Consider the following 13408-nt stretch of genomic DNA (forward strand, 5'->3'; position numbering starts at 1 on the left):
ACGCTTTTGTTTCATATAGATAGAAACATAATCATATGGACAAAAAGGGGACAGGTTGTATGAATATTTGGGTTATTGCAGGTCTGCTAATTTTAATTGTTTTGTTGTTGACCAAAGGGATTCCACTGAAATTTTCGCGCGTTTTAGGACAAGGTGTCGTAAAAGTGACCATCGGTGTGTTGTTCTTGTTCTTCTTTAATCTATTCGGTGCTTCCCTTGGTCTTCATATACCTATTAATATCTTTACAGCAGTTGTAGCAGGTTTATTGGGTGTGCCAGGTATCGCTTCATTAACAGCAATCCACATTTTTATTCTTCCTTAGTATTAAATAAAGTGTTAAGCAAAATGAACTGCCCCCTGTCAAGTAGACAGGTAAATAAACAAAATATTTTGTGCCATGTATGGTTTCCATGCATGGCTTTTTTATGCTGGAATTCTTAACCCCATCTTCAACGTCACGCGCTTTGTATTATAAAATTCAATATAAGCCTCAATATCTTTTTCTAATTCCTCAAATGTGTTATGAGTGGTTAGTCGATACATCTCTTCCTTGATGATCCCCCAAAAGTTTTCCATCGGACCGTTATCAATGCATTTACCAACACGCGACATGCTTTGGGTAATCTGGTGTTCTTCCACAAAACGTTTAAATCCATGGGACGTATATTGAAAGCCGCGATCACTATGAAATAATGTTTTCGCTGGTATAATGGTATCTTTAATCTGAGTAATCGTATCTCGTACTAAGGCATTGTTATTATGTCGGGATAATTTATAGGCTACAATTTTATTTTCACCATAATCTAAGACGGCACTTAAATAAGCTTTCGAATGAACTCCGTACTTAAATTCAGTGACATCTGTTAATAAGACCTCCATCGCGTTATACTCTGCTTGAAATTCTCTATTTAGGACATTTTCAGCCACGTGTTGCGGTTTATGTGGTCTATAGTTGTAACGTTTCCGACGGATAACGGCTTTTAAGCCTACTAAGCGCATCAAGCGGTACACACATTTATGATTCACTTGAGCGTTAAGGAAGTGGTTGAGATAGATCGTGATTCGACGATAACCATAAATCCCTTTATGTTCGTCATATATCTTTTGAATGCAAGCGCTCAAGTGTCTTAAGCGCTTCTCTGTTTTTGTTGGTTTCCGATGGAACCACTTATAATAACCCGAGCGACTCACACCTAATGCTTCACAAAGTATGGTTATTTTGAATCCCTTTTTTTCGAGTTTTTTAATGGTTTGGTATTCGGCCTCATGCCGCGTTTGCGTAACATCAACTCTCTTTCCTCTTCTTCTAACTTTTTTAACGCAGTATTCTCTGTTTCAAGGTACTCATTTCGTGCTTTTAATGCCTCAATTTCCGTTCGTAACTTTTCTTCATCTGTTTGGATCTTGTCTGGCTTTCCGCGACCTCGTCCATCTACCAGCCCGTCAGGGCCATGCTCTTTGTACTTTTGAACCCATGAATAAACATTATTATAAGAAACTTGATATTTTTTAGCTGTTTCCTTATACAATAAACCAGTATTTAAACAATCTTTGACGATTTCAATTCTCTCTTCTTGTGTCGTTTTTCGACTCTTCATCGTATACACCTCGGGTTTGGGAGAATAACTCCTATTCTTTTCCCCTCTAGTATACTTGATGATCCAACTTCTTACAGTATCAGGATTTGGAATATTATATTTCCGAGCTAATTGTTTAAAGGGTATACATTCTACGAGGTACTCGTTAATAACGGACTGTTTAAACTCTTCACTGTAATGATTATTTCTTGATGTCGTTTGAATTCCTTTTAGACCATGATTTTGGTATCTCAGCACCTTTTGACGAAAGGCCGATTCACTTAATAATAAACCAAATGTTTCACGTAATTCTTTAATACTTATTCCATCTTTCAGATACATTTGAATATACCATTCCAACTCTTCAGCTGTATGCTTACTATTTAAACGCATAAAAATCCCCCTAAAGTAGTTTTACTTTTTTAAGTGTCTACTTTAGGGGGAGCATATCACTTCAGGTGATGGAGCCATTTTTTCTATTTATGCTCTTACGGGAAAATGATGAAGTAAGTGAATCTTAAAAAATACTTAATGAAGCTCAATCGAACTTAGGTAAAAATTGGATAGCAAAAACTATTGCTTTTTAAGTTATCTATGTGTTACTATAATCAAGCAGCTTTTGAGAGGCAGCCTCTAAAATATTTTTTAAAAAAACTATTGACTTTAGTTTTGTAGGATGATATAATAATTTGGTCGCCTAAAAAAGCGATATTGAAATTGATCATTGAAAACTGAACAAAACAACCAGTACAAAAAGTAAGAACATGCTAGCTTTAAGCGAGCTTGATCAACACAAGCACTTCGGTGCATCTATTTTATGGAGAGTTTGATCTTGGCTCAGGACGAACGCTGGCGGCGTGCCTAATACATGCAAGTCGAGCGCGGGAAGCTGACTGAATCCTTCGGGAGGACGTGAGTGGAACGAGCGGCGGACGGGTGAGTAACACGTGGGCAACCTGCCTGTAAGACTGGGATAACTCCGGGAAACCGGGGCTAATACCGGATAGTACTTTAGTTCATAGGAACCGAAGTGGAAAGGTGGCGCAAGCTACCACTTACAGATGGGCCCGCGGTGCATTAGCTAGTTGGTGAGGTAACGGCTCACCAAGGCAACGATGCATAGCCGACCTGAGAGGGTGATCGGCCACACTGGGACTGAGACACGGCCCAGACTCCTACGGGAGGCAGCAGTAGGGAATCTTCCGCAATGGACGAAAGTCTGACGGAGCAACGCCGCGTGAACGAAGAAGGTTTTCGGATCGTAAAGTTCTGTTGTTAGGGAAGAACAAGTACCGTTCGAATAGGGCGGTACCTTGACGGTACCTATCGAGGAAGCCCCGGCTAACTACGTGCCAGCAGCCGCGGTAATACGTAGGGGGCAAGCGTTGTCCGGAATTATTGGGCGTAAAGCGCGCGTAGGCGGTTTCTTAAGTCTGATGTGAAATCTTGCGGCTCAACCGCAAGCGGTCATTGGAAACTGGGGAACTTGAGTACAGAAGAGGAGAGCGGAATTCCACGTGTAGCGGTGAAATGCGTAGAGATGTGGAGGAACACCAGTGGCGAAGGCGGCTCTCTGGTCTGTAACTGACGCTGAGGTGCGAAAGCGTGGGGAGCGAACAGGATTAGATACCCTGGTAGTCCACGCCGTAAACGATGAGTGCTAGGTGTTAGGGGGTTTCCGCCCCTTAGTGCTGCAGTTAACGCATTAAGCACTCCGCCTGGGGAGTACGGCCGCAAGGCTGAAACTCAAAAGAATTGACGGGGGCCCGCACAAGCGGTGGAGCATGTGGTTTAATTCGAAGCAACGCGAAGAACCTTACCAGGTCTTGACATCTTCGGATGTCCCTAGAGATAGGGAGTTCCCTTCGGGGACCGAATGACAGGTGGTGCATGGTTGTCGTCAGCTCGTGTCGTGAGATGTTGGGTTAAGTCCCGCAACGAGCGCAACCCTTGATCTTAGTTGCCAGCATTCAGTTGGGCACTCTAAGGTGACTGCCGGTGACAAACCGGAGGAAGGTGGGGATGACGTCAAATCATCATGCCCCTTATGACCTGGGCTACACACGTGCTACAATGGATGGTACAAAGGGCAGCGAAGCCGTGAGGTGAAGCCAATCCCATAAAACCATTCTCAGTTCGGATTGTAGGCTGCAACTCGCCTACATGAAGCCGGAATCGCTAGTAATCGCGGATCAGCATGCCGCGGTGAATACGTTCCCGGGCCTTGTACACACCGCCCGTCACACCACGAGAGTTGGCAACACCCGAAGTCGGTGGGGTAACCTTTGGAGCCAGCCGCCGAAGGTGGGGCCAATGATTGGGGTGAAGTCGTAACAAGGTAGCCGTATCGGAAGGTGCGGCTGGATCACCTCCTTTCTAAGGATATAAGGAAATGATCTATTAGCGTAGATCATCATAGATTGTACTTGGTTGTTTGGTTCAGTTTTGAGCGATTGATGCTCAGAGGATCTTCTGTCAAAACCCGTCACGTCTTGTGACGAATACAGAAGTTACCACCTCGTGTGGAAGCTGTACCTTGAAAACTAGATAAGAAGAAATCAGGACGTGAAGGCACCAAAAGAAGCCAACACGAAACTGATGACAAGACATCAAATAAAAACCAACGACTTTTTCATCTGAAGCATGAGTATAGTTAAGTGAAAAAGGGCGCACGGTGGATGCCTTGGCACTAGGAGCCGAAGAAGGACGGGACAAACACCGATATGTCTCGGGGAGCTGTACGTAAGCATTGATCCGAGAATTTCCGAATGGGGAAACCCTCTACTCGTCATGGAGTAGAACCTCTATCTGAATCCATAGGATAGAGGAGGCAGACCCGGGGAACTGAAACATCTCATTACCCGGAGGAAGAGAAAGCAAACGCGATTTCCCGAGTAGCGGCGAGCGAAACGGAATTAGCCCAAACCAAAAAGCTTGCTTTTTGGGGTTGTAGGACACTCTATACGGAGTTACCAAGAAATACGTTAGACGAATCGATCTGGAAAGGTCAGCCACAGCGGGTAACAGCCCTGTAGTCGAAAGCGTGTTTCCTCCAGAGTGGATCCTGAGTACGGCGGAACACGTGAAATTCCGTCGGAATCCGGGAGGACCATCTCCCAAGGCTAAATACTCCCTAGTGACCGATAGTGAACCAGTACCGTGAGGGAAAGGTGAAAAGCACCCCGGGAGGGGAGTGAAAGAGAACCTGAAACCGTGTGCCTACAAGTAGTCGAAGCCCTTTTATGGGTGACGGCGTACCTTTTGTAGAATGGACCGGCGAGTTACGATCTCCTGCAAGGTTAAGTGGAAGACACGGAGCCGCAGCGAAAGCGAGTCTGAATAGGGCGAGATAGTAGGGGGTCGTAGACCCGAAACCGTGTGATCTACCCATGTCCAGGGTGAAGGTCAGGTAACACTGACTGGAGGCCCGAACCCACGTACGTTGAAAAGTGCGGGGATGAGGTGTGGGTAGGGGTGAAATGCCAATCGAACACGGAGATAGCTGGTTCTCTCCGAAATAGCTTTAGGGCTAGCCTCAAGGGATGTATGTTGGAGGTAGAGCACTGATTGGACTAGGGGCCCTCACCGGGTTACCGAATTCAGTCAAACTCCGAATGCCAATCATATTACCTTGGGAGTCAGACTATGGGTGATAAGGTTCATAGTCGAAAGGGAAACAGCCCAGACCGTCAGCTAAGGTCCCCAAGTATACGTTAAGTGGAAAAGGATGTGGCGTTGCTTAGACAACCAGGATGTTGGCTTAGAAGCAGCCATCATTTAAAGAGTGCGTAATAGCTCACTGGTCGAGTGACGCTGCGCCGAAAATGTACCGGGGCTAAACGTATCACCGAAGCTACGGATTGTTCTACGAACAATGGTAGGAGAGCGTTCTAAGTGCAGGGAAGTCAGACCGTGAGGACTGGTGGAGCGCTTAGAAGTGAGAATGCCGGTATGAGTAGCGAAATAGAAGTGAGAATCTTCTACACCGAATGCCTAAGGTTTCCTGAGGAAGGCTCGTCCGCTCAGGGTTAGTCGGGGCCTAAGCCGAGGCCGAAAGGCGTAGGCGATGGACAACAGGTGGATATTCCTGTACCACCCAATTCCGTTTGAGTGATGGGGGGACGCAGTAGGATAAGGAAAGCGCACGACTGGACGTGTGCGTCGAAGCAGTGAGTGAGTCAGATAGGCAAATCCGTCTGGCAATCACAAGCTGTGATCGGGAGGGAAAATGAGTACCGAAGTTCCGGATTTCACACTGCCAAGAAAAGCCTCTAGCAAGGAAAAGGGTGCCCGTACCGCAAACCGACACAGGTAGGCGAGGAGAGAATCCTAAGGTGATCGGGAGAACTCTCGTTAAGGAACTCGGCAAAATGACCCCGTAACTTCGGGAGAAGGGGTGCTTACTTACGAGTAAGCCGCAGTGAAAAGGCCCAAGCGACTGTTTAGCAAAAACACAGGTCTCTGCGAAGCCGAAAGGCGAAGTATAGGGGCTGACACCTGCCCGGTGCTGGAAGGTTAAGGGGATGCGTTAGCGTAAGCGAAGCGTTGAACTGAAGCCCCAGTAAACGGCGGCCGTAACTATAACGGTCCTAAGGTAGCGAAATTCCTTGTCGGGTAAGTTCCGACCCGCACGAAAGGTGCAACGACTTGGGCACTGTCTCAACGAGAGACCCGGTGAAATTATACTATGCGTGAAGATGCGCATTACCCGCGACAGGACGGAAAGACCCCGTGGAGCTTTACTGTAGCCTGATATGGAATGTTTGTACAGCTTGTACAGGATAGGTGGGAGCCTTGGAAACGTGAGCGCTAGCTTACGTGGAGGCGCCGGTGGGATACCACCCTGGCTGTATGAACCTTCTAACCCAGAACCGTGATCCGGTTCGGAGACAGTGTCAGGTGGGCAGTTTGACTGGGGCGGTCGCCTCCTAAAGAGTAACGGAGGCGCCCAAAGGTTCCCTCAGAATGGTTGGAAATCATTCGAAGAGTGTAAAGGCAGAAGGGAGCTTGACTGCGAGACCTACAAGTCGAGCAGGGACGAAAGTCGGGCTTAGTGATCCGGCGGTACCGAATGGAAGGGCCGTCGCTCAACGGATAAAAGCTACCCCGGGGATAACAGGCTTATCTCCCCCAAGAGTCCACATCGACGGGGAGGTTTGGCACCTCGATGTCGGCTCATCGCATCCTGGGGCTGTAGTCGGTCCCAAGGGTTGGGCTGTTCGCCCATTAAAGCGGTACGCGAGCTGGGTTCAGAACGTCGTGAGACAGTTCGGTCCCTATCCGTCGTGGGCGCCTGGAAGTTTGAGAGGAGCTGTCCTTAGTACGAGAGGACCGGGATGGACACACCGCTGGTGCACCAGTTGTTCCGCCAGGAGCATCGCTGGGTAGCTACGTATGGAAGGGATAAGTGCTGAAAGCATCTAAGCATGAAGCCCCCCTCAAGATGAGACTTCCCCACACTTTAAGTGAGTAAGATCCCTCAGAGACGATGAGGTAGATAGGTTCGAGGTGGAAGCATGGTGACATGTGGAGCTGACGAATACTAATCGATCGAGGACTTATCTATACGTTCTTTGGATGAAAAGCCAATGGTTTGTCTACTTCTTATCTAGTTTTGATGGTATAGTTTCTCCCATCTTAATAAGGATTAGCTTATATCCACCAAGTCTGGTGGCGATAGCGGAGAGGTCACACCTGTTCCCATACCGAACACAGTAGTTAAGCTCTCCAGCGCCCATGGTAGTTGGGGCTCACGCCCCTGCAAGAGTAGGACGCTGCCAGGCAACGGAAAAGCCTCTTAGTTTTAACATTAAAACTAAGAGGTTTTTTGTATATGGAGGAGGCATTGAATTTTGTCCATGTTATAGTATCCTTAAAAAGGGGGAAGTTGAATCGTGCAAGGAGTTATGATAAACGAGTTACATACAGAAGATGAAATAAAAACTGCCTATAAGGTGATCAAGCAATTAAGATCACATTTGAAAGAGCAAGAGTATCTAGCATTAGTAAAAGAGGCGCAAGAAAAAGAAAATTATAAAATGGTTGCATTAATAGTAGAGAACGAAATAATAGCTGTGATTGGGTTTCAACCGATGATCACTCTCTATTATGGTAAATTTATTTGGGTTTGTGATCTAGTTACAGATTATAATCATCGATCACTAGGTTATGGAAAGCAATTACTTTCTTATCTTCATCAATGGGCAAAAGATAATGATTATGAAAGTATCGCACTTTCCTCAGGATTGCAACGAGAGGACGCCCATCGATTCTATGAAGAAAAGATGAATTATGATAAGGTTAGTTATGTATTTAAAGCACCTTTATAATTGTTTCACGTGAAAAAATTTTTTCTATAAAGTAGGAATATATTTTCATAGATTGGTCACAATAGTAGTGGAGGTGTAAAAAATGAAGGAAAAAACATTCAGCACACACTGCGGAGTATGTGATCAATCAAAGAAAGATGGAATCTATTTATATCATATGTTTATTTGTCACGAATGTGAGAAAGAGATTGTCGCTACAAACCCTTCGGATAGTCATTACGACTATTTTGTCAAAAAGTTGAAGGCAATCAATCAAACTACTTCAATGATTCAATAGTGAGGATAAAAGCAATGGAAATCAACCAAAGAAAAACTCCAATATATGATCAAGTACTTGAGCTTGCAAAAAAACAACCATATTCTTTACACGTACCAGGTCATAAAAATGGAAGAATTTTTAATGAAATCGGATACGAACATTTTAAAGAAGTTTTAAGATTTGACCTAACAGAATTACCAGGCTTGGATGATCTCCATGCACCTGAAGGAATGATAAAGGATGCACAACAATTAGCAGCGAATTGGTTTGGTGCTATGGAAACATTTTTCCTTGTAAATGGTAGTACAGTTGGAAATCTAGCGATGATAATGGCTACTTGTCAATCGGGCGATATGGTACTTGTACAGCGAAATTGTCATAAATCTATTTTACATGGATTAGAGCTTGCTGGTGTCCGACCAGTATTTCTTGCTCCTGAATTTGATCATGATACAGAACGTTATGATCATCCATCTATTAAAACATTAGAAAACGCTAGCGAGCTTTATCCAGAGGCAAAAGCACTCATATTAACTTATCCAGATTATTTTGGAAAAACCTTTGAACTAAAACAAATGATAGAAAAAGCACATCAAAGAAATATGGTCGTTTTAATTGATGAAGCACATGGCTGCCATTTTTCTATCCCATATCTATCTTCCCCATCAGCAGTATCGTTAGGTGCTGATATAGTTGTCCAATCTGCCCATAAAATGACCCCCGCTTTAACGATGGGGGCTTTTTTACATGTAAATAAAACAGAGCGAGTAGATGTTCACCGACTTCAATATTATTTACAAATGTTGCAATCTAGCAGTCCATCTTATTTAATTATGATTAGCTTAGATTTAGCGAGACATTACTTAGCAAATTATAAAAGGGAGCAATTTTACCAATTAATGCGTTATATGGACGAAGCCCGTGAAATTTTTGCAACAAATGATTTCTGGCGACTAGAAGAACAAGAGGAAATGGATGATCCATTAAAATGTGTGTGGAAAATAAATCCTTCCCTAACACCAGCGATGGTGGCAGAAGTATGTCAATCGGAAGGACTCATCCCAGAGCTCGTAACAGAACAAGATATCTTATTTATCTTTGGGCTAGAACCAACTATACCGGTAAGATCGCTAAAGAATACGATCAAAAAAATAAAAGATCGATTAAAATTGTTAACAAATCATGATAGAATAGAAACAAACAATCGTTTTATTCCATATAGAACGAACGAATTGGCACTTTCCTATCAAGAGATGAAAGAAAAAGATAGTAAGTGGGTAAAGCTTGAGAATACAATTGGTTACATAGCTGCTGAAGCTATTGTCCCGTATCCCCCTGGAATTCCATTATTGGTGAAAGGGGAATATATTACAGACGAACATGTGCAGCAAATCCATACATTCCAGGCAAACCATATCTTATTCCAACCATCTAACGTATTAGATGGATTGTATGTTTTCGAGAAGGAAAAGAAAGACCAATCTGAAGGAGAATGAATGTTGTCAGGATTATTTATAACTTTTGAAGGAGGCGAAGGTGCTGGTAAAACGACCGTGCTAAATAGACTGGCCCAACGCTTAGAAAAAGAGAATTATCAAGTGGTCACCACAAGAGAGCCAGGTGGCATTCCCATTGCCGAAAAAATCCGAGGGATTATTCTAGATCGGTCCCATACGATGATGGATGCAAGAACAGAAGCATTGTTATATGCTGCAGCGAGAAGACAGCATTTAGTAGAAGTGGTTATTCCTGCATTAGAAAAAAATCAAATTGTCTTATGCGATCGTTTTATTGATAGTAGTTTAGCCTATCAAGGTGTAGGGCGAGGTCTTGGTATGGAAGAAGTGTATCAAATCAATCAATTTGCGATTGATGGTAGGATGCCAGATCTGACCTTGTTTTTTGATATTTCTCCTAGGGATGGTTTAGCGAGAATTGATCATAATAAAGATAGAGAAAAAAATCGATTAGATGTAGAGGCCTTATCCTTTCACCAACAGGTCTATGATGCCTATCAACAATTAATTGAAAAATTTCCACAACGGATCAAGAAGATCGATGCAAATTCTGATATAATAAATGTAGAAAATGCAGCATATAAAGTGTTAGAAGGCTTTCTCCCTTAATAAAATATCATAAAGGAGGCGGTAAGGATGAAATTAATTTTGGCTGTAGTTCAAGATAAGGATAGTAACCGATTAATAGATGCGTTGAATGAAAAGCATTTTAAGACAACGAAGCTTTCTTCCACAGGCGGATTCTTAAAGGAAGGTAACACAACTTTAATGGTGGGCTGTGAGGATAAGTATGTTGAAGAAGGTTTAGCTATTATCAAGGATAATTGTAGCCAAAGAGAGCAAATGGTTTCTCCTGTATCTCCAATGGGAGGTAGTGCCGACTCTTATATTCCACGCCCTATTAACGTAGAGGTGGGAGGAGCAACAGTTTTTGTTGTACCTGTTGATGAGTTTCATCAATTTTAAACTAAAGGTAGGATTAGGATGAAAATTAGCCAAGAAATGAGAACACAGCTGGAATCAATGAACAAAAATGAGCAACAAAAAAGGGTGAATAACCAGCGATTTGATTCTTTAGTGAAGGCTGAATCTACCCAATTAAAGCAAGCAGAATTGCAAAAATTAATGTCCGAATTGACAGCGCAAGGAGAAAGGATTGCTCGATTTCGTTCATTTAAGGATTTAGCTGCCTATAAAAGGATGGTAAAACGCTTTGTCAAAGAGGCGGTTAACTTTGGTCTTGGATTAAAGAAATCGCACAGCTTCTTAATGGATGGCGATAACAGAAGATTAACGATCGTCAAAGAGATCGATGAGAAACTAGTCGAATTATCGGAAGCGGTATTGGATCAAGAAAAAAACTCAATTGAAATCTTAGATGTAATTGGTGAGATCAAAGGATTACTCATTAACTTATATACGTAATATGATAACCAAGAGGGGGAGGATAGATTAGCTTCAAATACTAATCAATCCTTTTTTCTTTACACAATGGATTTAATATAAAAGGTTAAAAATAGAAGGTAGGCCAATATATGGTAAGTTCATGGTTAGATATAAAAAAACGACAGCCAATTATTAGTAAAATGATGATGAATAGTATTGCAAAGGGTCGAATCTCTCATGCCTATTTATTTCAAGGGGATAAAGGAGCAGGGAAATATGCACTCGCTCATATGTTTGCTAAAAGTATTTTTTGTCAGCATAAGAACGGAGAAGAGCCTTGCCAAACGTGTAGAGATTGTCGACGTATTGAAAGTGGCAATCATCCTGACTTGCATATTGTTAAACCAGATGGTGCGAGTATTAAAAAAGACCAAATTCTACATCTACAAAAGGAATTCACTTATACTGGATTAGAATCAAATACAAAAGTATATATAATTGTTGATGCCGATAAAATGACAGACAATGCTGCTAACCGATTATTGAAGTTTTTAGAGGAGCCTAGTCAAAAGACAACCGCTATCCTGTTAACAGAAAATAGTCAAGCAGTCCTCTCCACTATTCGGTCTCGGTGCCAAATCATGTCTCTACACCCTCTTAACCCCAAGCAATTAGAAGAACAATTACTAAAAGAAGGGTTATCGGCGGCCTCTGCTAAGCTAATGACGATCTTTACACAAAATGTGGAGGATGCTATCGAAAAAAGTAAGGATACTTGGTTTGCACAGGCGCGAAAGTTAGTGGTACAATTAATTGAAATGCTTCAGCACAACAAAGACGAAGTGCCAGTATTTTTGCACACTCAATGGATGCCGCATTTTAAAGAGAGGAATCAGTTACAAGAAGGGCTAGATTTATTGCTAGTATTTTTTAGAGATTTGCTTCAATATCATCTTGAGGAGCATTCAAAGATCGTATTCGTTCATCAAATGGAGAAAATCGAGGCTTCTAGCATGTTCTGGTCAATGAAAAATGTAACAGAGAACCTCCAAGCTATTATGGAAGCGAAGAGAAAGCTTGAACAAAACGTCCATCCACAATTAGTCATGGAGCAATTAACACTTCAAATACAGAGGTGAACTTTAGTGATAGAAGTTATTGGTGTCCGCTTTAAGAAAGCGGGTAAAATATATTATTTTGACCCTGATGAGGTTAAGTTTACGAACGAGGACTATGTGATAGTAGAAACCGTTCGTGGCATAGAGTTTGGTAAGGTAGTCGTAGCGAATAAAGAGGTAGACGAGGAAGATGTCGTACTACCACTGAAAAAAGTGATTCGTATGGCGAATGAGAAAGATAAAGTACTCGTTCTAGAAAATAAGGAAGTCGCTCAAGAAGCATATGAGACATGCCAGGTAAAAATTAAAGAACATGATTTAGAAATGAACTTGGTCGATGTGGAATATACTTTTGATCGGAATAAAGTTATTTTTTACTTTACTGCAGATGGTAGGGTAGATTTTCGTAATCTAGTAAAGGATTTAGCTTCTGTCTTTAAAACAAGGATTGAATTACGCCAAATAGGGGTAAGAGATGAAGCTAAATTACTTGGAGGAATTGGCCCATGTGGTCGTATGCTTTGTTGCTCAACCTTTTTAGGAGACTTTGAGCCAGTATCGATAAAAATGGCAAAGGATCAGAACCTCTCCTTAAATCCTTCGAAAATATCTGGTCTATGTGGTCGCTTGATGTGTTGTTTAAAATATGAAAATGATGATTATGAAACAGCAAAGCGTGAGCTACCAGATTTAGGGGAAAGTATTAAAACTTCTTATGGCAATGGTAAAGTCGTTGGTTTGAATATTCTAGAAAGATTGATCCAAATAGAAATCCCTGAAAAGGAAAGAGTCGTTGAGTACACACTAGATGAATTAATGGAAGAAGGCGTTATAAAGACCCAGGCTGCAGAATGATGGGGTGAAAACACTTGAAAAAAAAAGAATTATTTGAACAGGTTTCAGATATGGAGGAACAGATCGGACAATTGTATCAACAGCTGGGTGATTTAAAACAGCAGTTACGAGATATCCTCGAAGAAAATCATCGATTAGAGATGGAAAATCACCATCTACGTAATCGGATGGAGGAGAAACAAGAGAAGAAAGAAGAGAGTGAAGGGAACGAAGAAGGTGACTTAGCCATTGGAGAAGGATATGATAACCTAGCACGATTATATGAGGAAGGTTTTCATATCTGTAATGTCCATTTCGGTAGCCCAAGACAGGATGGGGATTGCTTGTTCTGTTTATTGTTTTTAAATAAAACGAAATAATTGACTC

The 13408-nt window shown here is 42.3% G+C and carries 11 protein-coding genes, 3 rRNA genes and 1 pseudogene; 13 read left to right on the forward strand and 2 right to left on the reverse strand.

Going from position 1 to position 13408, the window contains the following annotated elements:
* Positions 1 to 59: 59 nt before the first annotated feature.
* Positions 60 to 323 (forward strand): pro-sigmaK processing inhibitor BofA family protein, encoded by a 264-nt coding sequence (locus ACZ5R4_RS13570; protein ID WP_054788591.1) that lies wholly within the window; start codon positions 60 to 62, stop codon positions 321 to 323.
* 101 nt (positions 324 to 424) lie between these two features.
* Here ACZ5R4_RS13570 and ACZ5R4_RS13575 read toward each other — a convergent pair.
* Both ACZ5R4_RS13575 and ACZ5R4_RS13580 read right to left on the reverse strand, forming a co-directional pair.
* Positions 425 to 1258: pseudogene (locus ACZ5R4_RS13575) on the reverse strand (IS3 family transposase); the annotation flags it as partial.
* Positions 1216 to 1971 carry a transposase gene (locus ACZ5R4_RS13580; protein ID WP_464367501.1) on the reverse strand — a complete coding sequence of 252 codons (756 nt, stop codon included), beginning with the start codon at positions 1969 to 1971 and terminating at the stop codon, positions 1216 to 1218. The pseudogene ACZ5R4_RS13575 and the gene ACZ5R4_RS13580, both read right to left, overlap by 43 nt.
* A 421-nt stretch (positions 1972 to 2392) precedes the next feature.
* Here ACZ5R4_RS13580 and ACZ5R4_RS13585 point away from each other — a divergent pair.
* From ACZ5R4_RS13585 to yabA, 12 genes are all read left to right on the forward strand, one after another.
* Positions 2393 to 3954: ribosomal RNA gene (locus ACZ5R4_RS13585) — 16S ribosomal RNA — on the forward strand.
* Positions 3955 to 4229: 275 nt separating this feature from the next.
* Positions 4230 to 7144: ribosomal RNA gene (locus ACZ5R4_RS13590) — 23S ribosomal RNA — on the forward strand.
* 100 nt (positions 7145 to 7244) lie between these two features.
* Positions 7245 to 7361: ribosomal RNA gene (rrf, locus tag ACZ5R4_RS13595) — 5S ribosomal RNA — on the forward strand.
* The 16S, 23S and 5S rRNA genes sit together here, the layout of an rRNA operon.
* 123 nt (positions 7362 to 7484) lie before the next feature.
* Positions 7485 to 7907 carry a GNAT family N-acetyltransferase gene (locus ACZ5R4_RS13600; RefSeq protein WP_054861696.1) on the forward strand — a complete coding sequence of 141 codons (423 nt, stop codon included), beginning with the start codon at positions 7485 to 7487 and terminating at the stop codon, positions 7905 to 7907.
* 82 nt (positions 7908 to 7989) lie between these two features.
* Positions 7990 to 8184 (forward strand): sigma factor G inhibitor Gin, encoded by a 195-nt coding sequence (locus tag ACZ5R4_RS13605; protein WP_054789151.1) that lies wholly within the window; start codon positions 7990 to 7992, stop codon positions 8182 to 8184.
* A gap of 14 nt (positions 8185 to 8198) precedes the next feature.
* Positions 8199 to 9662: an aminotransferase class I/II-fold pyridoxal phosphate-dependent enzyme gene (locus tag ACZ5R4_RS13610; protein ID WP_464367502.1), complete on the forward strand. Its 1464-nt coding sequence runs from the start codon at positions 8199 to 8201 to the stop codon at positions 9660 to 9662.
* Between the two features lie 3 nt (positions 9663 to 9665).
* Positions 9666 to 10292, forward strand: a complete 627-nt coding sequence (gene tmk / locus ACZ5R4_RS13615; protein ID WP_054861697.1) for a dTMP kinase — start codon at positions 9666 to 9668, stop codon at positions 10290 to 10292.
* 27 nt (positions 10293 to 10319) lie between these two features.
* The gene (locus ACZ5R4_RS13620) at positions 10320 to 10649 is read left to right on the forward strand and encodes a cyclic-di-AMP receptor (protein ID WP_054789155.1); all 330 of its coding nucleotides are present in this window, start codon (positions 10320 to 10322) and stop codon (positions 10647 to 10649) included.
* Positions 10650 to 10667: 18 nt separating this feature from the next.
* A complete protein-coding gene (locus tag ACZ5R4_RS13625; RefSeq protein ID WP_054861692.1) occupies positions 10668 to 11108 on the forward strand; it encodes a YaaR family protein in 441 nt (146 codons plus the stop codon).
* A gap of 110 nt (positions 11109 to 11218) precedes the next feature.
* Positions 11219 to 12208 (forward strand): DNA polymerase III subunit delta', encoded by a 990-nt coding sequence (holB, locus tag ACZ5R4_RS13630; protein ID WP_109984889.1) that lies wholly within the window; start codon positions 11219 to 11221, stop codon positions 12206 to 12208.
* 6 nt (positions 12209 to 12214) lie between these two features.
* A complete protein-coding gene (locus tag ACZ5R4_RS13635) occupies positions 12215 to 13042 on the forward strand; it encodes a PSP1 domain-containing protein (RefSeq protein ID WP_109984888.1) in 828 nt (275 codons plus the stop codon).
* 14 nt (positions 13043 to 13056) lie between these two features.
* Positions 13057 to 13401 (forward strand): DNA replication initiation control protein YabA, encoded by a 345-nt coding sequence (yabA, locus tag ACZ5R4_RS13640; protein WP_054789156.1) that lies wholly within the window; start codon positions 13057 to 13059, stop codon positions 13399 to 13401.
* The last annotated feature ends 7 nt before the right edge of the window (positions 13402 to 13408 follow it).

The organism is Gracilibacillus sp. JCM 18860 (assembly GCF_055395245.1).